This window comes from Thermoactinomyces mirandus (assembly GCF_013868055.1).
GTDB lineage: Bacteria > Bacillota > Bacilli > Thermoactinomycetales > Thermoactinomycetaceae > Thermoactinomyces > Thermoactinomyces mirandus.
In genome coordinates this window covers 38,202-59,755 of sequence record NZ_JACEOL010000038.1, presented here as the reverse complement: position 1 = coordinate 59,755, position 21,554 = coordinate 38,202, and the positions used below count along the sequence as shown (strand labels likewise).

The 21,554-nt window shown below is 44.3% G+C and carries 23 protein-coding genes; 20 read left to right on the top strand and 3 right to left on the bottom strand.

Annotated elements, in window-relative coordinates; all coding sequences use genetic code 11:
- Nucleotides 1–23: 23 nt before the first annotated feature.
- From H2C83_RS12500 to H2C83_RS12485, 5 genes are all read left to right on the top strand, one after another.
- Entirely contained in the window at nucleotides 24–509 is a 486-nt protein-coding gene (locus tag H2C83_RS12500) for a MarR family winged helix-turn-helix transcriptional regulator (RefSeq protein WP_181741234.1), read from the top strand.
- Complete coding sequence (locus H2C83_RS17815; protein ID WP_246333896.1) at nucleotides 478–1,149, top strand: MATE family efflux transporter; 672 nt, start codon at nucleotides 478–480, stop codon at nucleotides 1,147–1,149. The genes H2C83_RS12500 and H2C83_RS17815 overlap by 32 nt, the downstream gene beginning before the upstream one ends.
- On the top strand, nucleotides 1,104–1,832 hold the full coding sequence (locus tag H2C83_RS17810) for an MATE family efflux transporter (protein ID WP_246333895.1): 729 nt from the start codon (nucleotides 1,104–1,106) through the stop codon (nucleotides 1,830–1,832). Before H2C83_RS17815 ends, H2C83_RS17810 begins: the two co-directional genes overlap by 46 nt.
- A gap of 130 nt (nucleotides 1,833–1,962) precedes the next feature.
- Nucleotides 1,963–2,235 carry a DUF5320 domain-containing protein gene (locus H2C83_RS12490; RefSeq protein WP_181741326.1) on the top strand — a complete coding sequence of 91 codons (273 nt, stop codon included), beginning with the start codon at nucleotides 1,963–1,965 and terminating at the stop codon, nucleotides 2,233–2,235.
- 60 nt (nucleotides 2,236–2,295) lie between these two features.
- Nucleotides 2,296–2,673 carry a DUF134 domain-containing protein gene (locus H2C83_RS12485; protein ID WP_181741232.1) on the top strand — a complete coding sequence of 126 codons (378 nt, stop codon included), beginning with the start codon at nucleotides 2,296–2,298 and terminating at the stop codon, nucleotides 2,671–2,673.
- Between the two features lie 256 nt (nucleotides 2,674–2,929).
- On the opposite strand, the gene H2C83_RS12480 is transcribed toward H2C83_RS12485, so the two are convergent.
- Nucleotides 2,930–3,613: a Crp/Fnr family transcriptional regulator gene (locus H2C83_RS12480; RefSeq protein WP_246333894.1), complete on the bottom strand. Its 684-nt coding sequence runs from the start codon at nucleotides 3,611–3,613 to the stop codon at nucleotides 2,930–2,932.
- 541 nt (nucleotides 3,614–4,154) lie between these two features.
- Here H2C83_RS12480 and arcA point away from each other — a divergent pair.
- The 11 genes from arcA (at nucleotide 4,155) to H2C83_RS12425 (ending at nucleotide 16,101) form a co-directional block, all read left to right on the top strand.
- Nucleotides 4,155–5,387 (top strand): arginine deiminase, encoded by a 1,233-nt coding sequence (gene arcA / locus H2C83_RS12475; RefSeq protein WP_181741230.1) that lies wholly within the window; start codon nucleotides 4,155–4,157, stop codon nucleotides 5,385–5,387.
- A 75-nt stretch (nucleotides 5,388–5,462) separates the two neighbouring features.
- Entirely contained in the window at nucleotides 5,463–6,464 is a 1,002-nt protein-coding gene (gene argF, locus H2C83_RS12470) for an ornithine carbamoyltransferase (RefSeq protein WP_376766362.1), read from the top strand.
- A gap of 41 nt (nucleotides 6,465–6,505) precedes the next feature.
- Entirely contained in the window at nucleotides 6,506–7,930 is a 1,425-nt protein-coding gene (gene arcD / locus H2C83_RS12465) for an arginine-ornithine antiporter (protein ID WP_181741226.1), read from the top strand.
- 29 nt (nucleotides 7,931–7,959) lie between these two features.
- A complete protein-coding gene (gene arcC / locus H2C83_RS12460; RefSeq protein WP_181741224.1) occupies nucleotides 7,960–8,910 on the top strand; it encodes a carbamate kinase in 951 nt (316 codons plus the stop codon).
- Nucleotides 8,911–9,266: 356 nt separating this feature from the next.
- The gene (ahrC, locus tag H2C83_RS12455) at nucleotides 9,267–9,728 is read left to right on the top strand and encodes a transcriptional regulator AhrC/ArgR (RefSeq protein WP_181741222.1); all 462 of its coding nucleotides are present in this window, start codon (nucleotides 9,267–9,269) and stop codon (nucleotides 9,726–9,728) included.
- 238 nt (nucleotides 9,729–9,966) lie between these two features.
- Nucleotides 9,967–10,809, top strand: a complete 843-nt coding sequence (locus tag H2C83_RS12450; RefSeq protein WP_181741221.1) for an ABC transporter ATP-binding protein — start codon at nucleotides 9,967–9,969, stop codon at nucleotides 10,807–10,809.
- Entirely contained in the window at nucleotides 10,763–11,665 is a 903-nt protein-coding gene (locus H2C83_RS12445) for an iron-hydroxamate ABC transporter substrate-binding protein (protein WP_181741219.1), read from the top strand. The genes H2C83_RS12450 and H2C83_RS12445 overlap by 47 nt, the downstream gene beginning before the upstream one ends.
- A 105-nt stretch (nucleotides 11,666–11,770) precedes the next feature.
- On the top strand, nucleotides 11,771–12,736 hold the full coding sequence (locus tag H2C83_RS12440) for a FecCD family ABC transporter permease (protein ID WP_246333893.1): 966 nt from the start codon (nucleotides 11,771–11,773) through the stop codon (nucleotides 12,734–12,736).
- Nucleotides 12,733–13,740 (top strand): FecCD family ABC transporter permease, encoded by a 1,008-nt coding sequence (locus H2C83_RS12435; RefSeq protein ID WP_181741215.1) that lies wholly within the window; start codon nucleotides 12,733–12,735, stop codon nucleotides 13,738–13,740. The genes H2C83_RS12440 and H2C83_RS12435 overlap by 4 nt, the downstream gene beginning before the upstream one ends.
- 897 nt (nucleotides 13,741–14,637) lie before the next feature.
- On the top strand, nucleotides 14,638–15,264 hold the full coding sequence (locus H2C83_RS12430) for a nitroreductase family protein (protein WP_181741213.1): 627 nt from the start codon (nucleotides 14,638–14,640) through the stop codon (nucleotides 15,262–15,264).
- A gap of 204 nt (nucleotides 15,265–15,468) precedes the next feature.
- Nucleotides 15,469–16,101, top strand: a complete 633-nt coding sequence (locus H2C83_RS12425; protein ID WP_181741211.1) for an N-acetylmuramoyl-L-alanine amidase family protein — start codon at nucleotides 15,469–15,471, stop codon at nucleotides 16,099–16,101.
- Between the two features lie 55 nt (nucleotides 16,102–16,156).
- Here H2C83_RS12425 and H2C83_RS12420 read toward each other — a convergent pair whose 3' ends face one another.
- On the bottom strand, nucleotides 16,157–16,594 hold the full coding sequence (locus H2C83_RS12420; protein ID WP_181741209.1) for a peptidylprolyl isomerase: 438 nt from the start codon (nucleotides 16,592–16,594) through the stop codon (nucleotides 16,157–16,159).
- 42 nt (nucleotides 16,595–16,636) lie between these two features.
- The gene (locus H2C83_RS12415; RefSeq protein WP_181741207.1) at nucleotides 16,637–16,924 is read right to left on the bottom strand and encodes a hypothetical protein; all 288 of its coding nucleotides are present in this window, start codon (nucleotides 16,922–16,924) and stop codon (nucleotides 16,637–16,639) included.
- Nucleotides 16,925–17,095: 171 nt separating this feature from the next.
- Here H2C83_RS12415 and H2C83_RS12410 point away from each other — a divergent pair, with 171 nt between their 5' ends.
- From H2C83_RS12410 to pcrA, 4 genes are all read left to right on the top strand, one after another.
- The gene (locus tag H2C83_RS12410) at nucleotides 17,096–18,067 is read left to right on the top strand and encodes a DUF3048 domain-containing protein (protein WP_246333900.1); all 972 of its coding nucleotides are present in this window, start codon (nucleotides 17,096–17,098) and stop codon (nucleotides 18,065–18,067) included.
- An 82-nt stretch (nucleotides 18,068–18,149) separates the two neighbouring features.
- Entirely contained in the window at nucleotides 18,150–18,470 is a 321-nt protein-coding gene (locus H2C83_RS12405; protein WP_181741322.1) for a YerC/YecD family TrpR-related protein, read from the top strand.
- 143 nt (nucleotides 18,471–18,613) lie between these two features.
- Nucleotides 18,614–19,327, top strand: coding sequence for a heptaprenylglyceryl phosphate synthase (gene pcrB, locus H2C83_RS12400; protein ID WP_181741203.1), 714 nt, complete (start codon nucleotides 18,614–18,616; stop codon nucleotides 19,325–19,327).
- Between the two features lie 4 nt (nucleotides 19,328–19,331).
- Nucleotides 19,332–21,497, top strand: a complete 2,166-nt coding sequence (pcrA, locus tag H2C83_RS12395; protein WP_181741201.1) for a DNA helicase PcrA — start codon at nucleotides 19,332–19,334, stop codon at nucleotides 21,495–21,497.
- The last annotated feature ends 57 nt before the right edge of the window (nucleotides 21,498–21,554 follow it).

The following is a 21,554-nucleotide window of genomic DNA, read 5'->3' as shown; positions in this document are numbered from 1 at the left end:
ATTATGGAAAGGATGTGGCCAGAATGTCGAATCATCATGAGTCGGTGGGAAAGTGGATTTCAACCATTCACCGTTACAGCATGATTTATAAGGCACGCAAATTCATGGATGTTGGGATTGGTTCCGGCCAATTGGGTTTTTTAGGGGTTTTGTACCGGAAAGACGGCATTTCACAGGATGAATTGGCCCGAAAGTTGAATATCGATAAAACCACAACAGCCCGGGCGTTGCAAAAGCTTGAAAAACAGGGATTTGTCAGCCGAAAGCCAAGTGAACGCGACCGGCGCATCAATTTGGTATTTCTCACCGAAAAAGCGTTTGCTTTGGAACCTATGATCAAATCGGTGATGAAACAATGGACGGAAATTCTGGTGCAAGGTTTTACCGATGATGAAAGGACCCAATTGCTTGACATGCTAAAAAGGATTTCTGATAATGCAGTCGATTACATTTCGTTTTTAGAAAGGGAGCATTCAGATGAAGCAACAAAGCAGTCGTTTGGGAACTGAAAAAATCCCCGCTTTATTGGTGAAGCTGTCATTGCCTGCTTTCATCGGAATGTTCGTAAATGCACTTTACAATATCCTTGATGCCATTTTCATGGCTCGAGGTGTCGGCACAATCGGATTGGCCGCTTTATCAATTGTATTTCCTATTCAGATGATTATCTCGGCCAGTGCAGCAACCTTTGGCGTAGGCGGTGCTTCCATCATCTCCAGACGATTGGGAGAGAAGCGTTTAAATGAGGCAAATAAAGTATTCGGGCATATTATCTGGCTGATTATATTTTTCAGCCTGATTGTTATGATTGCCGCTTTTTTGTTAATTGAGCCCCTGCTAAGATTTTTCGGGGCGACAGATGTGATTTTGCCGTATGCCAAAGACTATTTGCAGATTATTCTCATAGGCTCGGTGATTTTTTCGTTTGCGATGGGTACAAATAATGTTGTCCGTTCAGAAGGCAATGCCAAATTGGCCATGAACACCATGCTTGTTGGAACAGTTGTCAAACTGATTATTACCCCCATATTTATTTTTGGCCTGGAGATGGGTATGAGGGGGGCGGCACTTTCAACCATTATTGGACAAAGCACATCGGCCATTTGGCTGTTGAAGTATTTTTGGGCGGAGGAAGTTCGCTTCAAATAAACTGGATCTGGAAGCCCAATTTTCGTTTGGTAAAAGAAATTATCGGGATCGGCCTGCCTGCTTTCGTAATGATGTCAGCGACAAGCCTGATGGTTGTTTCTGTAAACCGGGTACTTGTTTCATATGGCGGAGAAGGCGAGATCGCGATCTTTGGCATTATCAACCGGCTTCTTACCTTTTCTGATATGCCGATTTCAGGAATTGTCCAGGGAATGCAGCCGATCATCGGGTTCAACCATGGAGCCGGCCTGGCAGAAAGAGTGGGACGAACCTTTAAACTGTGTGCATATATTGCCACCGGAATTGCAATGATCACATGGATTATTATAATGACAATCCCGGGGCTTTTAATGAATATCTTCACTGCAGATCATGAGATGATCAAAAATGGTTCGGAAGCATTGAGGTGGATTTTCTTCGTTACGCCCATGATCGGCCTGCCCATGGTTGCTTCGGGACTCTATCAGGCGCTTGGCAAGGCAAGAAAAGCCTTTATGTTATCCATGTCCAGGCGAGTATTGTTTCTGCTTCCTTTTGTGTTTATCCTTCCCCATTTTTTCGGGTTGAAGGGTGTATGGCTGTCTTTTTCATTAGGAGATGGAATGGCATTTTTGCTTACGGCTATTATTTTGCTCAAAGATCGAAAACCTTTATTTGCTTCTTGCAGACTTGAAGAAAACTGATTTTTTTAGTCTGGAAACATTAATTAGCCAGCAGGAAAGTTATTGATTTATTATTGACATATGTCATAAATAAGCTATAATTACAATTGTAAATGACATATGTCATAAAGATAAAGGAGAGGTGGATCAAATGCCGGGAAAAGACGGAACGGGTCCAATGGGGTTTGGCTCGATGACGGGAAGAGGCCATGGACGTTGTGAGTGGGCAATTAAAACTGGCAATGGCACAGGTTTGGGGCGAAGAAAGGGATTTGGTTTAAGACACGGGTCAGGTCATCGTTTAGGGAAATATTCTAAATGGGATATGTTTTCTCCTGAAACAAAAAGGAAGCTGCTCCAAAAACAAAAAGAGTTGTTTCAAAAACGGATTGAAGCGGTTGACAAGCAATTGGAAAATTTGTAAAAAGCAAAAGGCAACGGAAGCAACCACGGTTGCTTCCGTTGCAATTGGAGGATTGATACGATGCCAAGACCAAGAAAAGGGAGAAAAGTTTGCTGTTTGCCTGATACCACTCAATTTGGACCGCTCGATTTACCGGATAACGAGGCCAATTTTGCCAATTTTGTGCAGATGACTGTCGATGAATATGAGACGATCCGGCTGATTGATCTGGAAGGGTTGACTCAGGCAGAATGTGCCACACAAATGAATGTAGCACGGACAACCGTTCAGGGAATCTATAATCAGGCAAGAAAAAAGCTTGCCAAATCTTTGGTAAACGGAAAGGTCCTCAGGATTGAAGGCGGGGAATACAAACTTTGTGATGGTCAGGGGAGATTTTGTCACAAAAGTGGTTGCTGCAGGCAGAAACAGCACAGATGCTGCCGTACGCATGTATGAGGGTTTGGGTTGAACCTGGCCAGGCGAATTGCCGGAATGTGGCAAGACACGCAAAACAGACAGCAGCTCTGTTTCAAAGAACAGGGATGCTGTTTTTTATTCAGCAAAGACAATGTTTTAAACAGATATTTATCACTTGATGCCGGATGAAAAGAGAAATTGAAATTGCTGCTTCATTAACCGGAAGATCCGATATGACCGGATGTTATGAAATAAAAAATAATCAGGTTATTGACCGAATCGAATGCATTTTTTCCTACAATTTCTGTAAAAAATAATCGGGGTTATGAACCACGATATGGTTTGACTGGTCTGAAAGCAGGTTTTCCTTTTTCAGATCCTTGAATATATGAGAAACAGATACTCGTGATGTTCCGGCTAATCTGGCAATTTCGGTCAAGGTCATCGGTACATCAATCATAATTCCGTGATCTGCTTTAACTCCGTAGGTTTTTATCAGGTAAGCGACAGACAGAATCACCCGGTCTTTTACATAATTGGAATTGATAATTTTCAAACGGTTTTCATGGTGTTCCAGTATGCTCGATAACCGTTTGATAATGATAAACAGCTGCTTTTTGTCAGCGCTTACAGTGCTTTCAAAAAATTTCGTGGGAATGTAGTAAACCAGTATATCTGTCAAAGCATAGGCGGAATAATGATAAAAGTCATCAAAAAACATGCCTCCATATGGAAAGAGATCATTTGGCCTCACATAATCGATATATTGCGCTGTCATATCTACGTTGTTTTTCTCCAGTTTAACGTATCCGCTGATTAAAAAATAGATTCTTTCTCTTGGATCCCCCTCAGTAAATAATATCTGTTTTTTTTGGTAGGTACGATGGAATAAATGCTTTTCGTACTTTTTCAATTCCTGCTCATCAAGATGAGAAAAAAACTCAATGTTTTTTAACTGATTAATACAATTTACCATCATGTTTGGCTCACCCTTCACTAATCTTCCATAAGCGGGTTTTTATGGATTACAGTATCAATGCTATATTTGCAAAATCATGGAATTTTTATCTATATTATTGAAAGCAATCCATCAACTTCCTATGTTTATTATATCATCTTTGTTTCATGATTATTTTGTGCACTAATGTTATTCAAGTTTTTAATAAAACTTTATAAATAAACATCATGATGCATAAATATTATAGGGATGGTTGGAATTATTTTTCACTCTCATTATAGCCTAAAAATACGCTCAGGATTGGTGCTCGTTCATACATATTAAGAAAATTGTCATATCCTTGGCCGATTGATTTGAATAATATGACAACAACAATAATTTTAACGATTACCGTAAATGCATGTAGAAAAAGAAATAGATTATAAAAATATAACCTGGTTTATGTAAAAAATTATCAACTGACATTGTAAATGTTTTCACATATAAAGTTTTTTAAGTACTTTATTATAAAAGATGGAAATACGGAAATACTACTATAAAACGTCGTCTGGGAGGTTTTTTGATGAAGAATCCTATCAATGTCACCTCAGAAATAGGTGAGTTACAAACCGTTTTATTACATCAGCCAGGAGAGGAATTGGAGAATCTGACGCCTGAATTCCTGGACAGGTTGCTCTTCGATGATATTCCATTTTTGCCGATTGTTCAGAAGGAACATGATTATTTCGCATCTGTTTTGCGAAACAGGGGGATTGAAGTTTTGTATTTGACAACGCTTTTAACGGAAGCGTTAAATACAGCTGACGTTCGCAAACAATTCCTGAAAGATATCCTGACAGAGTCAAAGATCTTTGGTGACGCATCCTATGACGCCCTTTATGAATATTTGTCGTCTTTTGATACAGAACAAATGATTAAAAAAATTGCGTCCGGAGTTCGCAAATCTGAAATCGATCTGTCCAAAAGGGTTCATCTGTATGAACTGCTGGAAGATCATTATCCGTTTTATTTGGATCCGATGCCCAATCTTTATTTTACCAGAGATCCCGCCGCTTCAATTGGAAACGGTTTAACGATTAACCGGATGAGAGAAAAAGCAAGGCGCCGGGAGTCTCTGTTTATGGCGTACATTATCAAATATCATCCGCGGTTTGCAAATGAGGAGATCCCAATCTGGTTTAATCGCGATTTTGAACATTCGCTGGAGGGTGGAGACGAATTAGTACTTAACAAGGAGACCATTGCGATTGGAATCAGTTCCCGAACTTCAGCCAAAGCGATTGAACATTTTGCATTAAACCTTTTTAACGGCCAAAACGATTTTAAACGTGTGGTTGCCGTAGAAATTCCGAAATCCAGAGCCTTTATGCACCTGGATACCGTATTTACGATGGTGGATTATGATAAATTCACGATTCATTCCGGCATTCAGGATACAAAAGGAGAAATGAACATTTATATTTTGGAAAAAGGAACCAATGGCGAAATCTTAAATATTACTCACAAAACGAATTTGCTGGAAACATTAAAAGAAGTATTGGGACTGAAGGAGGTTGTCCTGATTCCTTGCGGCGGGGGAGATGAAATAACCGGACCAAGAGAACAGTGGAATGACGGGTCCAATACGTTGGCTATTGCTCCCGGCGTTGTTGTTACTTATGACCGGAACTTTGAATCCAACAGGTTATTAAGGGAAAACGGTATCGAAGTTATAGAAGTAACAAGTTCTGAAATATCCAGAGGTCGTGGGGGCCCGCGTTGCATGAGTATGCCGTTGGTCAGAAAAGAGATTTGATTAATTGCCAAATTTGGGAAATGCTATCAATAATCGGAAATGCTTTCAATAAATGGAGGAATTGTAATGGAAACAATATTGAGCAATCGCCTGGCAGGGAGAAGTTTGTTGACACTGAGGGATTTCACGGAAGATGAAATAAATTATCTGATCGACTTGGCCGCGGAATTAAAAACAAAAAAGAAAAACGGCGTTCCGCATCGGTATTTGGAAAGGCAAAATATTGCCTTGATCTTTGAAAAACCCTCAACCAGAACCCGCTGTGCTTTTACCGTTGCATGTATAGATTTGGGAGCTCACCCTGAATATTTGGGTAAAAATGATATCCAGTTTGGTAAAAAAGAATCGACTCGCGACACGGCAATTGTACTTGGCCGCATGTTTGATGGTATTGAGTTTCGCGGCTTTAACCAATCAACCGTGGAGGATTTGGCGAAATATTCCGGAGTCCCGGTCTGGAACGGGTTAACAAATGAATATCATCCTACCCAAATCCTGGCCGATTTTCTGACCGTTAAAGAAAATCTTGGTCACCTTAAAGGGATTAAGCTGGTGTACGTAGGAGATGGAAGGAACAATGTTGCCAACAGTTTATTAATCGGCGGGGCCAAAGTGGGAATGGATGTCCGAATTTGTTCGCCGAAAGAATTGTTCCCGAATACAGAAATCGTCAATTATGCAACTGAAGTTGCCAAAACTTCCAATGGAAAAATCATGGTCACCAGTGAGGTAGATCAGGCTGTTTCCGGTGTTGATGCCATTTACACAGATGTCTGGGTTTCTATGGGTGAAGAAGATAAATTCAAAGAACGCATCGAATTGTTGCAGCCGTATCAGGTGAATAGAGCAATGATCGAAAAAACAGGAAATGAGAATGTCATCTTTTTGCATTGCTTGCCCAGTTTCCATGATTTGGAGACAGAAATCGGAAGAGATGTATATGAGAAATTTGGCTTGAAAGAAATGGAAGTAACCGATGAAGTCTTCCAGAGCAAAAATTCATACGTATTTGATGAAGCTGAAAATCGTCTTCACACGATTAAAGCGGTTATGGCAGCGACAAACAACAACTTATAAACAGGAGGTGAACCAAGCCTCCTGAAAAAAAGGTGGTCAAAATGGAGGAAAATAAAAAATTAGGTCTGATTGCGTTAACCGCACTGGTTATCGGTTCGATGGTTGGCGGTGGGGCTTTCAACCTTGCAGGCGATATTGCGTTGGGAGCAAACGCAGGTGCTGCGATTATTGGCTGGATCATTACCGGAATCGGAATTATTGCAGTTGCCTTTGTGTTTCAGAGTTTGAGCTTCAGAAAACCGGAACTTGACAGTGGCGTCTACAGTTACGCGAAGGAAGGCTTTGGACCGTTTCTGGGCTTTAACAGTGCGTGGGGATATTGGCTGTCCGCCTGGCTGGGCAATGTCGCCTATGCTACGCTGGTTATGTCTTCACTTGGATACTTTTTCTCCGTATTTGGCGAAGGACAAAATGTTGCATCGATTATAGGCGCTTCCGTATTACTGTGGCTGGTTCATTATCTTATCCTTCAGGGAGTAAGCTCGGCAGCCTTTATCAATACAATTGTAACGATTGCCAAGATCATTCCCATCTTCGTTTTTCTTCTGATAGTAATTTTTGCTTTTAATCTGGATACATTTTCAATGGATTTTTGGGGAAACGGCAACTTTTCATGGAACTCTGTGTTTGAACAGGTAAAAAGCACGATGCTGGTTACATTATGGGTATTTATAGGCGTTGAAGGCGCAGTGGTTATGTCGTCAAGGGCAAAAAGAAAATCCGATGTGGGCAAAGCAACGGTTATTGGTTTGATATCCGTATTATTGATTTATATCCTGATTTCCCTCTTATCGATGGGGATTATGCCCAGAGAAGAACTGGCTGATTTGCCTAACCCGGCAATGGCATATGTACTGGAAGCGGTTGTCGGAAAATGGGGTGCTGTTTTTATCAATCTGGGGCTGATCATTTCGGTACTGGGAGCCTGGCTTAGCTGGACACTGTTCGCCGCTGAATTGCCATATATTTCAGCGAAAGACAAAGTTTTTCCGAAATGGTTGTCCAAGGAAAACAAAAACAAGGCACCGGTTAATTCCCTGTGGTTAACAAACGGTTTGGTGCAAATATTTTTGATTACGTTACTCTTTTCAGATGCTGCCTATAATTTTATGTTTTCGCTGGCCTCTTCGGCCATCCTGATCCCCTACATGCTGTCTGCTTTCTATCAAGTAAAATTGGCAAAAACCGGGGAAACCTATCAGGATCAGAAAGAATCCCGGAAAGGTTTAATTGTGGGAGCCATTGCATCTATTTATGCAATATGGCTGGTCTATGCAGCAGGAATTGATTATTTGCTTCTGACAATGTTGCTGTACGCTCCGGGGATCATTCTGTATAAATGGGCGCAAAAGGAAAATCATGTAAAACAGAAAGATACCAAGTTGGATATTTTTCTGATGATCCTTTTTGTCATACTTGCCATCTTTGCTATTGCAGGGCTGATTAATGGCAGCATAACAATTTAGCACTAGTTGTTAGGGAAAGGAACGTGGTTATGGAAAAGGCAAACAAGAAAATAGTGGTTGCATTAGGCGGGAATGCGATTCAATCAGGGGAGGCAACCGCTGAAGCTCAACAAAAAGCAATTGAGGATACAGCAGCAGAACTGGTTGAAATCATTAAATCAGGATATCAGGTTGTTATTACGCATGGCAATGGACCTCAAGTCGGCAACATTTTATTGCAACAATTGAAATCAGATTCCAGGCAGACTCCGGCAATGCCATTGGATACTTGCGGCGCAATGAGCCAGGGGATGATTGGATACTGGATGGAAAAGGAATTGGAGGTCAACTTGCGGGAACAGGGAATCAATAAAGGCGTAGCAGCTATTGTTACAAGAGTAGAAGTAGATTTAAACGACGAGGCCTTTAAAAATCCAAGCAAGCCAATTGGGCCGTATTATTCCGAAGAAGAAGCGAAAAAGTTAATGGAAGAAACGGGAGATATTTACCGGAAAATAGCAGGAAAAGGTTGGAGAAAGGTGGTTCCGTCTCCAAAGCCAATCAATATTTTGGAACATGAAATCATAGAAAATTTGATTGAAAAGGATAATGTTATTATCTGTACCGGTGGCGGCGGAGTTCCTGTTTACTGGGATCAAAACCGGCTTGTCGGGGTAGAGGGGGTTATCGATAAAGATTTTGCGTCACAAAAACTTGCCGAACTGATTGACGCGGATATTCTGTTAATCCTGACGGAAGTCGAAAATGTGTATATTAATTATAATAAGCCTGATCAGGCAGCGTTAGAAAAGATTTCAGCGGAATCAATGAAAAAATATATACAGGAAGGACAATTTGAATCAGGCAGTATGTTGCCCAAGGTAGAAGCAGCAGTGGAATTCGTGGAATCTAAACCTGGGCGTCTGGGAATCATCACGTCTCTGGACAAAGGACTTGAAGCGTTGCTTGGAAAAGCCGGAACTGTAATATACAGTGAGTAAAATTGCAATCAGATGAAAACAGAAAGAGGGGAGTTGTTCTTTCCGCTGTAAAAAAATCGATTCACAGGAGGCAATTTTTGGGATCTGTTTTCTGTACTTCATCTTAAAACGGGAAGCTTACTGGAGTTTGCTTTCAGGCAGGCTGAATAGTCATGCCTTATCTTGCCAGGCAAGCGTTTTCGCTTTAACGAAGGGAGTACGTGGCTTCGGTTTCAAAGATTGCCTCCTCTTTTTTTGCTTTCCTTATATTTTTATGATTTTGTCATATATTTTTTATTATAATGCAATTGTACAAGGGTTTTGATATTCCAATATATGCAGATGGAAAGAATTATTTACAAGGAGATGTAACAATAATGGGGAAATACCAACGTTATTCGGCAATACGTGAGCTGGTTACCAATGAGGAAATTGAAACGCAAAAACAACTGGTCGAACGGTTAAATTCGCTGGGTTATCATGTAACACAGGCAACTGTCAGCAGAGATATCAAGGAACTTCAACTTATAAAAGTGCCTGTGGGGAATGGGAGATATAAATACAGTTTACCGATTTCAGGCTTGCCTTATGATGAGTTGTTAAAGAAATTCAGGCGGGTGGTGGCAAATAGTCTGGTAAATATCGATTCTGTCAATAATTTGATTTTGTTAAAAACTTTACCCGGAAATGCCCATGCCATCGGTTTTTTTATTGATCAAATAAGATGGGAAGAAATAATCGGAACCCTTTGCGGAAACGACACATGCCTGATCGTATGCAAATCACAAGCCGGTACTGACAAAATAAAAAATTGCCTTATGATGCTAAAAAACTCCTGAGGGCAATTCGGTTATTTTTTTTACATCTGACAAAGCTGATAAATAATGTCAGAAATTATTTCCAAATATTCAGTATATATGAAAAAAATAAAGTGAACAGCTGTAAAGCGTTTCCAATATAATAGTAGTTCATATATTAATAGAATTCTTTTGCATTGACGTTAACAGGAAAACGTTTTATAGTATTATTTGACAGATATTGATAATCATTATCATTAAAGGTCATGGGGGCATCATCATGGTTCGTCTTTACACAAAAAAGTTACAAGTTGGGTATGGGGAACGGGCAATTGTAAAGGATCTGACGCTTGAAATCCCTGACGGAAAAATTACCGTAATCATCGGGCCAAATGGATGCGGCAAGTCTACCCTTCTGAAAGCCATGTCACGCATCATTCCGCATCAGTCGGGATCGATCCTGCTTGACGGGGTTAGCATTGCCCGGGAAGACACAAAGAGCCTGGCGCGGAAAATGGCGATTCTTCCCCAGTCTCCAGAAAGCGCAGCTGGCCTTACCGCAGGTGAACTTGTTTCATATGGGCGGTTTCCCTATCAAAAGGGTTTTGGAAGATTGACGAAAGAGGATCTGGAGGTTATTGACTGGGCCATGGAGGTAACCGGTACAAAAAACTGTAAATACACACCGGTAGATTCCTTGTCCGGCGGCCAAAGACAGCGAGTCTGGATTGCATTGGCGTTTGCCCAGAAAACCGAGATGATTTTCCTCGACGAACCGACGACCTATCTGGATCTGGCCCATCAGCTGGAGATTCTCCAACTTTTGCAAAAACTCAATCAGGAGCAGGGACGGACGATTGTCATAGTACTGCATGACTTGAACCAGGCTGCCCGTTTTGCAGATTTTCTCGTAGCCTTGAAAGGTGGAAAGATTGTGAAGACCGGAAGCAGCGAGGAAGTCATAAACCGTGAAGTACTTAAGGAAGTATTCCAGATCGATGCGGAAATCGGACGTGATCCCCGTACAAACAAACCCATGTGCATTACTTACAATCTGCTTAAAGGAGAAGAACGTTATGAGAAAAATGCTGCCACTCCCGCTTATGCTGGTACTTGTTCTTAGTGCCTGCGGAGCGCCAGGTGCGGAAAAGGGTGAAATCGCCCGGGCAGAGACAATTACTTACCAATCGGGGAAAGGTCCGGTAGAAGTGCCTGCCAATCCACAGAGAGTCGTTGTACTTTCAACATTTGCGGGGAATGTCCTGGCGCTGGATGTCAATATTGTCGGGGTGGATTCCTGGTCCAAAATGAATCCCCGTTTTGAAGAGCTGAAAGATGTGGAAGTTGTAACCGATGATAATCTGGAGAAGATTATCGAGCTGAATCCTGATTTGATCATCGGTCTTTCCAATACGAAAAATGTTGATAAATTAAAACAGATTGCTCCTACCGTTACCTTCACATACGGGAAACTGGATTACCTGAGCCAGCATCTGGAAATCGGGAAACTTTTGAATAAGGAAGAAGAAGCGAAGAAATGGATTGAACAATTCAAGGCAGAAGCCAGACAGGCCGGAAAGGATATCAAGGCAAAGATTGGCGAAGATGCAACAGTTTCGGTGATTGAAAACTATGATAAACAACTTTACGTTTTTGGCGACAACTGGGCGCGTGGAACAGAAATCCTGTATCAGGAAATGAAACTGAATATGCCCGAAAAAGTGAAAAAGATGGCGCTTAAATCGGGGTACTATGCCATTTCGCCAGAAGTTTTGTCCGATTTCGCCGGTGATTATGTTATCTTCAGCAAAAATGCCGACGGGGATACATCCTTCCAGGAAACAGAAACTTATCAAAACATACCTGCTGTAAAAAACAACCGCGTTTTTGAAGCGAATGCCAAGGAATTCTATTTTAACGATCCCATTTCCCTGGAATATCAGCTTGATTTTATTAAAAAGGCATTGTTAAACAAATAAGAATGCAGGAGGGATTCTTATGATGGGAATTCCTCTTCTTGCTGTTAGAAAGATGAGATGTTTATGAGCAAGCATAAAAAATCCCTTTCAATGTTTTTCAAGTTCATGGTTGGACTTTTTGTCTTTATCGCCTGTTTTGCGGCAGCGATGGTCTGGGGTGCGGCCGACACAAGTATCAGGGAGGTCTGGCTGGCTCTTCTGTCCGGTGAAAAAACAGATACTCTTACAATGATTCGGGAAATCCGTTTGCCGCGTGAAGTGGCTGCAATCTTTGTCGGAGCTGCCCTTTCTGTTGCCGGGGCAATCATGCAGGGACTGACCAGGAATCCGCTTGCCGACCCGGGGTTACTGGGATTAACAGCTGGAGCCAATGCGGCACTGGCTATCATGCTGGCACTCAGCCCTTCTGCCGGATATTTGGCAACGACGATCGCCTGCTTTGTCGGTGCGGCTGTTGGCATGATGCTGGTGTTTGGAATCGGGGTGATGATAAAGGGCGGTTTCTCATCTTTAAGGATAGTTCTTGCCGGGGCGGCAGTATCCGCTTTCTTGTACGGAGTTGCAGAAGGAACCGGCCTGTATTTTATAATTTCCAAAGATATATCGATGTGGACTGCAGGCGGACTGATCGGCACTTCCTGGAGCCAGCTTCAGGTGGCTATCCCGTTTATTGTTTTGGGAATGGCTGTATCTTTTTACCTTTCAAGTCAACTGACCATTCTCAGCTTGAATGAAGAAGTGGCTGTCGGATTGGGGCAGAAGATCAACCGGGTTAAAACGGTCCTGTTTATTGTCATTGTCTTGCTTGCCGGTTCTTCCGTTGCGCTGGTCGGGAATATGGCCTTTGTCGGTCTGATGGTTCCACATATAGTGAGAACTTTTACAGGGATGGATTACCGTTTTGTTCTTCCCATGTCAGCCATCATCGGGGCATCTTTCATGTTGCTGGCTGATACGCTGGGACGAACGGTCAATGCCCCTTATGAAACACCGGTCTATGCCATTGTTTCCGTGCTGGGTCTGCCCTTATTTCTGTTTATCATCCATAAAGGAGGGAAGACTTTGACATGATCCATTCTTCGATTCTGAAAAAACAGAAACGGATCATCGTTATCCTGCTTGTATTGATCGCATTAACCATTACGTTAAGCCTTGGTATGGGCTACTCCTCCGTTTCCTATGACCGGATTTTGCCGACTATGCTGGGAGACGAAACATTCAAGGAAGAATTTGTCCTGTTTTCCATCCGTTTGCCACGGATCGTGGTAACCCTGCTCGCCGGAATGGCCCTGGCCATGTCAGGGGCCATATTGCAGGGATTGACCAAAAATGATTTGGCCGATCCCGGAATTATAGGAATCAATTCCGGGGCGGGAGTGGGTGTTGCCCTTTTCTTTCTGTTTTTTCCGATCGGTGCCGGTTCCTTTACCTATCTGCTGCCGGTGGCGGCGTTTATTGGAGCGTTACTGACGGCCATACTGATCTATATTTTCTCATTTCGCAAAGGATCCGGCCTTCAGCCGGTCAGATTGATCCTTGTGGGGATCGGGTTTTCCATGGCTTTCTCCGGAGCCATGGTTGTAATCATATCGTCGACCGATCGCCAGAAAGTGGATTTCATTGCCGGATGGCTGGCAGGGGAAATCTGGGGGACAGACTGGCCCTTTATCTGGGCCATTCTTCCGTGGCTGGCCGTGTTTATTCCCTGTACCCTGTTTAAGGCAAACCGGTTAAATCTGCTCAGCCTGAGCGATCCGGTCGCTATCGGGGTGGGTTTGTCCATTGAAAAAGAGAGGCTGTTTCTCCTGCTGGCAGCCGTTGCACTGGCTGCGTCAGCCGTCTCGGTAACAGGTGCAATCGCTTTTATCGGGCTGATGGCGCCTCATCTGGCTAAAGCGCTGATTGGGCCCAGGAATCAGCTGTTTCTGCCGATTACGCTCCTGGTCGGTGGCTGGCTTCTTCTGTTCGCCGATACCATCGGGCGCAATCTGCTCGAACCGGAGGGGATTTCTGCCGGAATCGTGTCCTCACTGATTGGCGCTCCTTATTTTGCATATTTGCTTTTCCGGAAATAAGAGGCGGGTCTTAAAAGCCTGCAAAATATTACAGGATGGCAACAACCGTACTTTTGTTCCAAAGGGAATGAAAGTACGGAATTTTTGTTCCCAATCGGTTATCAAAAGCCTGCTCCAGACCGTTATTGAAGGGGAAATGGCACCGGTTATTACGAGATGTGGCAGAGACAATTGACGAATTGTTTGCCGCAGCAGGTTACAAAGAAGGTAAAAGTGGATGCGGATTTGTCGCTCAAGTTGAATGAAATTATTTTTAGGGGCTAAAATTGCTGTATGGCGAAGTTCTTTGAAAATCTCTGTTCTCCCGGGAAGGGCGTTTTTTTGCCGTATCTGATGGAATGGAAAAAGTGGCACCCAAAATTGGATGTCCTGTTATTTTAATGTTTGGGAGAAACAGAAGCCAACCGGATTATTCGGTAATCAATCAAAAAGGAACAGAACATTCGAGATATTGCAGTCGGGCGGAAAAATAACTGCCACCTTCCTGGCGAGTTTGCTGATGCCAGATGAAAATGTTGTAAGTGTGTTGCGCGAGTCGGTATACATACAGACCTGATCGATATCGGGATGGCCGTTCAAGCTCCTTATGCAGTGGGCATTGAGGGCTGGAGTGTAATTCATTTTTAAAGCTGAATTCTGAAACCACCGCCATGTGTGGGGATGGTTACCACTGTTAACTGGTCTATGATGTGAAGGCGCTTTTACTAAATAGCCGGTTAATTGCGGTTTCCGCATTGCAAAGTTTTGCAGTTTCCGGAGATTGTTCAAACTTGCCAATCGCTCTAAAACAGGTATTTGGTTTGGTTGAATATGCACAAAGATATTTGCCAAGCTTTTATAATAATAAGTAGTATATAAACATAATTTTTTATACTATTGATATATTGGGGTGGTCAGATGTCAACAGCAGCAGATGTCATTGAAGTGATGAAAGCGCGGGCCAGTGTCCGCAAATATGATCCTCAGGCGAAGATCCCGCAGGAGGAACTGGATGAGATACTGGAGATTGCCACCCGGGTTCCATCATCCTGGAACCTGCAGCATTGGCGGTTTTTGGTGATTGCTTCCCCGGAGATGAAAGAACGTTTGCGTACCATTGCCAACAATCAGGCACAGGTGAGCGAGGCATCTGTTACAGTGGTTGTTTTGGGGGATTTGAAGGCCAATGAGACGGCGAGAGTGGTTTATGGAGAATCCCTGAAGAAAGGGGAAATTTCCTGGGAAGTTTATGATCGGATGATTGGCCAGGTTGACGAGGCTTATCAGAATAATTTCCAGTTTGCGCGTGATGAAGCCATGCTCAATGCCGGTCTGGCGGCAATGCAAATCATGCTGGCCGCCAAGGCAAAAGGATATGATACATGCCCGATCGGAGGATTTGACCGGAAAAAACTGGTTGAGGCTTTCCGGGTTCCTGACCGGTATATTCCGGTCATGCTGATCTCAATTGGAAAAAAAGCCGGTTCTGTGCGCCCGACGCAGCGACTGTCTCTGGATCAGGTAACCATCAGGGAGAGCTTTTAGGAAAGGGAGTCCGGCTATGCCGCAAATACCTGGAGTAGCGATTTTTGGAGATGAAGTTTCCTGACCATATCAATGCGTCAGGACGAAGCTTCAAAAATCGTCTCCAGTTATGTTTTGTTGCGGTTGAAAGGATAATGTTAACGCTTCCGTTTTTTTGAACTTTTTTTGAATTCCCTGTTTGCAAACTAAATATGTGGGGAAAAAGTGAATGAACAAGAAGCACTGTCTCTATGTGAGGTGAAAAACATGTTGGTGTGTCTTGACCCGGGACATGGTGGTGATGATTGGGGCGCTATTGGTTACTCCCTGTTTGAAAAAGATGTGTGTCTGGAGATTGCTTTTCGGGTCCGTCGAAAACTCCTGCATTATCATGATATATCTGTCACAATGACACGCTCTGTCGATGTGAATCTGGGTGCTGAAGAAAGAAGCCGGTGGGCCAACCAGCAAAATGCGGACTTATTTTTAAGTATTCATACCAATGCATCTCCCGATCCCACTATGGGCGGGTTTTCCTCTTATGTCAGCGTCATTGCGGGATTGAAATCAAGACGAATCCAGTGTTGGCTCCATAACCAGCTTGCAAACTTTTTACGGAATTACGGAGTGGTTGATCTTGGCAAAAAAAATGATACAGAGACAGTCGAAGGGAGACTTCAGGAACTGCGTGATGTAAAGATGCCTGCAATCACCATTGCTTCTTTATTCATCACCCATATGCGGGAAAATCACCTGCTGTCTGATTCCGATTTTCTTGATCTTTATGCAGGAACCATTTCGTCGGGAATCGCCAATATCTATCATTGTAAAAAGAAAGAGAAGGCCAATATCAACTAGGCCCTCCTATGGACAAAACTGCCGCCCTTTTGTAGAGGCCGGCAGTTTTGCATGTTTATTCTTCCCACACTCTTACTTCCTTCATCACTGTACCGGGCAGCATGTTCAAAACATGCTCCATTCCTTTTGTCACAATCCCGAAAACGGTATGGACCCCGTCCAGATGAGGTTGGGGTTCATGCACGATAAAGAATTGGCATGAACCCGTATCTTTACCGCGATGCGCCATCGATAACGCTCCGGTTACATGGCGGTGCGGATTGTTTTCGGTTTCACAAGGAATAGTGTAACCTGCATCCCCATTTCCCAATCCGTTCGGGCATCCGCCCTGGCTGACAAATCCCGGAATCACCCGGTGAAAGTTAAGACCATTGTAAAAACCCTGGTTTGCCAATTTGCAAAAATTATTGACTGTAATCGGAGCCTCTTCCGGAAAAAAATCAATTTCGATTTTTCCCCCGTTTTCCAGTATAATTTCCCCTTTGATTGCCATCAGGAACCACTCCCTAATTATCTTAATCTATTTATTTTACCTCTATTTTCCGAAAAGACAAAGAGATAGGGAGTGACATTTTCCAGCCTGCTTGAAAAAGTGTTTATTGTTCGCTTTTAAAGGTGTCCCCCCTTTAAATTTGATGGCGGATTCCCCTTCTGTCATTTGTTTCGCCTGCTCCGGCATATGCCGGATTTTGCGCATCCAATGGCAAAGTTCCCCGGGATAACAGACAGAACCCTTTTTTCTGTCTGCCGCCTGCTGGTTTAGCCGGTTTACGGGGAATAAACAGATTTGCCGGTCTGCAAGGCGCGAAGGGTGCGGTTCCACGATCCTGCAGGGTTCATGATTTTTTATATATTCATATGAAAAAGAGGGCTGGCCCCTTTTGTGCTCGAACTTTAAAAAGAGAGAGTCTGGTTTGGTAGAGAAGAAAGGTGCCGGTTCGAGTTTTTGGCTTTGAGCAAAAAAATAATTGAGATGGAGGAATTTCCGGTGAAAATGAAATTGGCAATCTTCAGTGTGTTGCTGGTTTGTCTGGCAGGTTGCCAGCCTGACTCCATTCCTGTCCCCAAAAACCAAGAACCCCGGACAGAGTTGACGAGCCCGATCACAGGTACACCCGTGCCAGAAACAGAGTCCAGGCCAGTCATGATGGTTATGATCAATAATCATCCGCATGCCAGACCGCAATCCGGGCTTTACCTTGCCGATGTGGTGGTGGAGATTCTGGCTGAAGGTGAGATCAGCCGTTTTGCCGCTTTTTATTATGATCATTTGGAAGGGACAGTTGGTCCGGTACGCAGTGTACGCGACTATTATCTCGATCTGGCTGACGGGTCGGGGGCCGTCGTGGCTCATGCCGGCGGGTCTCCATCGGCACTGGACCGGATCCGGAATGAGAAAAGCTCCTCCATCGATGGCGTTCATCAGGATGAAAAACATTTTACCCGCGTTTCTTTCCGGAAGTCTCCCCATAACCTGTATGCTGATTTGGAAGTGCTGAGGCAGGTTGCAGCAGACAAAAAATTCCCCGCTTATGACGGGAAACAGGCTTACCTTTTTTCCAGGAGTGCTGCCACCGGTCAGGGGCAGACGGCAGAGAAAATCGAGCTTATTTATCACAAATTGTATAAAGCCGGATATCAATATGACCGTGCGAGCAAAGCATATATTCGTTATACTGAAGGGGAACGGCAAACGGATCGGGAAACGGAAACGCCGCTTGCCATGCAAAATGTGCTGGTGGTCTTTGCCAAACATCAGGTGATTGACTATGCAGGACACCGGGATGTAGACATCACCGGTTCGGGAAAAGGATATCTCATGCAGCAGGGAAAAGCGGTTCCGATTGAATGGAAGTTTCGCAACGGATGGATTGTTCCTTACAGTAATGGAAAGGAAATCGCTTTATTGCCAGGAAAAACATGGGTCAATGTTTTGCCGCTAACCGGAAAAGTATTTTTTCAATAAGATTTGTTTTTCTGTTAAACTTAATAAAGGTAAAACTTTAAAGGATAAAAGAACTTCCTTCTACCCTTGGGGAGGAATCATGATGCAATTGAACAAACTGAACAAAAAAGAAGTAGATCAACTTTTTCAGGCGATTTTGCAATTAAAAACGTTGGAAGAGTGTTATCGCTTTTTTGAGGATCTGTGTACCATTGGGGAAATCAAGTCTTTGGCACAAAGGCTGGAAGTGGCCCGTATGCTGCAGGAAGGCTGTACCTATAACCGGATTGAAACAGAGACCGGTGCCAGCACGGCTACCATCTCACGTGTCAAACGGTGTCTTCATTATGGTACGGATGGTTATAAACTTGCCCTGGAGAGATTATGCCAAATGAAGGAAAACGATTTTCCTGATAACGGATAACCGGCTGGAATCTTTGATGCACTCCCGCTCAGGCTGTGGTCCTTGAAGGATCATCAGCCTTTTTTATGTTGATCCGGGTTTTCTTTTCCTCTTCCCGGAAGTGTATAATAAGGTCTGTAGGTTTGAGTCGGAGGGAAAACAGTATGCTGGAACAAATGGCCGCCGGCTGGCGGCACGTTTTTAAACTGGACCCGAACAGGCGTTTATCGGATTTGTCCCTCGAAAAAGTGTGCCAGTCAGGGACAGACGCCATCATTGTCGGTGGCACGGATGGTATCACGTTTGAAGATATTTGGAAGTTGCAGAAACGGTTGCGGAAATATTTGCTGCCCTGCGTACTGGAAGTTTCTGACATAAATGCAATTGTACCGGGGTTTGACGGCTATCTCATTCCATCCGTATTGAACACCGATCAAGCCAGGTGGATTCACGGGGCCCACCTGAAGGCGATTCAGCGCTATGGCTGTGGAATTCCCTGGAAACAGCTCCTGTTGCTCGGCTATGTGATTTTAAATCCCGAGTCGAAAGTAAGCCGCCTGACAGAGGCAAATGCCGGACTTGATGAGGAAGCAGCGGCAAGTTATGCTTGTCTCGTTGAACATTTGTTCAAATGGCCGGTTCTGTATGTGGAGTACAGCGGAAAATTTGGCGATGAAAACATGGTTCGTGCCATAAGGCGCCAGTTAAAGAAAACCCGTCTGTTTTACGGCGGCGGGATTACAACCAGACGACAGGCGGAAACGATGGCCAAATGGGCCGACACGGTCGTGGTTGGAAATCTGGTTTACACCAATGTGGAAAAAGCGGTGCAGACCGTCTCATGGGTAAAGGAAACAAACTTGCAGGAGAAAGGGTGAGCTGATGCTTAACCAGTTGTCGGCAGAAGAACTGTTAAAGGAATTGAATCCCATGCAGCGCCGGGCAGTGGAAACAACGGAGGGTCCGCTTCTGGTCGTGGCAGGGGCGGGAAGCGGGAAAACAAGGGTTCTGACACACCGCGTGGCTTATCTGATCAGTGAAAAGAAGATTCATCCGTGGAATATTCTGGCGATTACGTTTACCAATAAAGCGGCACGTGAAATGAAAGATCGCATTGTTTCGCTGGTTGGCCCTTATGCAGAAGAAATCTGGATCTCCACGTTTCATGCCATGTGCGTACGCATTTTGCGGCGGGATATCAACCTGCTGGGAATTTCGCGCAATTTCACCATTCTGGACACATCCGACCAGTTGACCGTCATTAAACAGGTACTGAAGGAAGAAAATCTGGACCCCAAAAAATTTGAACCCCGTTCGATTTTACATAAGATCAGCCAGGCGAAAAACAGGCTGGCCGGTCCGGAGGAAATGAGGCAGATTGCCCGAAACATCTTTGACGAAGTGGCGGCGGATGTGTTTGAAAAATATCAGGGAAAAATGCGTGCCAACGAATCGCTCGATTTTGATGATTTGCTGGTAGAAACGGTTTGTCTTTTTAAAACCAATCCGGAAGTGAAAGAATATTATCAGAGGAAATTTCAATATATTCATGTGGATGAATATCAGGATACCAACCATGCCCAGTATGTCCTTGTCAAGACATTGGCCGAACACCATCAGAATATTTGTGTGGTGGGTGATTCCGATCAATCCATTTACCGCTTCCGGGGGGCGGATATCGGGAATATCCTCCACTTTGAACGGGATTATCCAAACGCGACACAGATCAAGCTGGAGCAAAACTACCGTTCGACGAAAACGATTCTGCAGGCAGCCAATCATCTGATCGCCCACAATACGGAACGGAAACCGAAAGAATTGTGGACAGAAAACGTGCAGGGAGAGAAAATCCGCCTGTTCGAAGCGGAATCGGAGCATGAAGAAGCCTTCTATGTTGCCGAAACGGTCCTGAAAGGAATCAGGAACGGAAACCGCTATTCGGACTATGTGGTTTTATACCGAACCAACGCCCAGTCACGGGTGATCGAGGAAGTTATGATGAAATCCAATATTCCTTATACCGTGGTGGGAGGAATCAAGTTCTACGAGCGGAAAGAGATAAAAGATGTGCTGGCGTATTTGCGTTTAATCGTCAATCCGCATGACGATCTGAGCCTGACCCGGATTGTCAATGTGCCGCGCCGCGGGGTCGGAGCCGCCACACTTGAAAAAATCAGGACCTATGCCGCAGAAAACGGCCTGTCCATGTTTGATGCGCTGCTCTCGATGGAACAGATCGGTCTGACCAGACGAGCTATCCGGCCGCTTCAAACATTTGTCAGCTTTATTCGTGAACTGCATGCCATGATTGAATATCTGTCCGCTGTTGAAATCACGGAAGAAGTGCTCAAGCGGAGCGGTTACCGGGAAGAACTGAAAAAGGAAAACACCCTGGAAGCAGCGAGCCGCCTGGAAAACATCGATGAATTCCTGTCCGTGGCGCAGGAGTTTGAAAAGCGGAATGAGGACAAATCGCTGATCGCTTTTTTGACTGATCTGGCACTTGTTTCCGACGTGGACCAGCTGGATGAAGAAAAGGAGACATCTGCTGAAACAGTTGCCCTGATGACGCTGCATAGCGCAAAAGGACTGGAGTTTCCCTATGTTTTTCTTGTCGGTGTGGAAGAAGGAATTTTTCCGCACTCACGGTCACTTGATGATGAAACGGAGATGGAGGAAGAAAGAAGGCTTGCCTATGTCGGCATTACCCGGGCTGAAAAAGAACTGCATCTGACAAGGGCACGGACACGGACCATTTACGGGCAAACCAGTTCCAATATGCCTTCCCGTTTTCTCAGGGAAATTCCGGCGGTGCTGATGGAAGACGAGGCTCCCTTTGCAGGCCAGGTCATGAGCAAGATCCGCCCTGTCCCGAATTCCGGACAGGACTGGCGGGTCGGGGATAAGGCGAACCATCAGAAATGGGGTGTCGGCACCGTGGTCAAAGTGCAGGGGGAAGGCGAAGATGTGGAGTTAAATATCGCATTTCCCGCTCCCGTTGGCGTGAAAAAGTTATTGGCCAAATACGCCCCCATTACGAAAGTTTGATCACAGATGACAACCCGCTCTAATACCCTCGCTTCTTCAGGCGGGGGATAAGAGCGG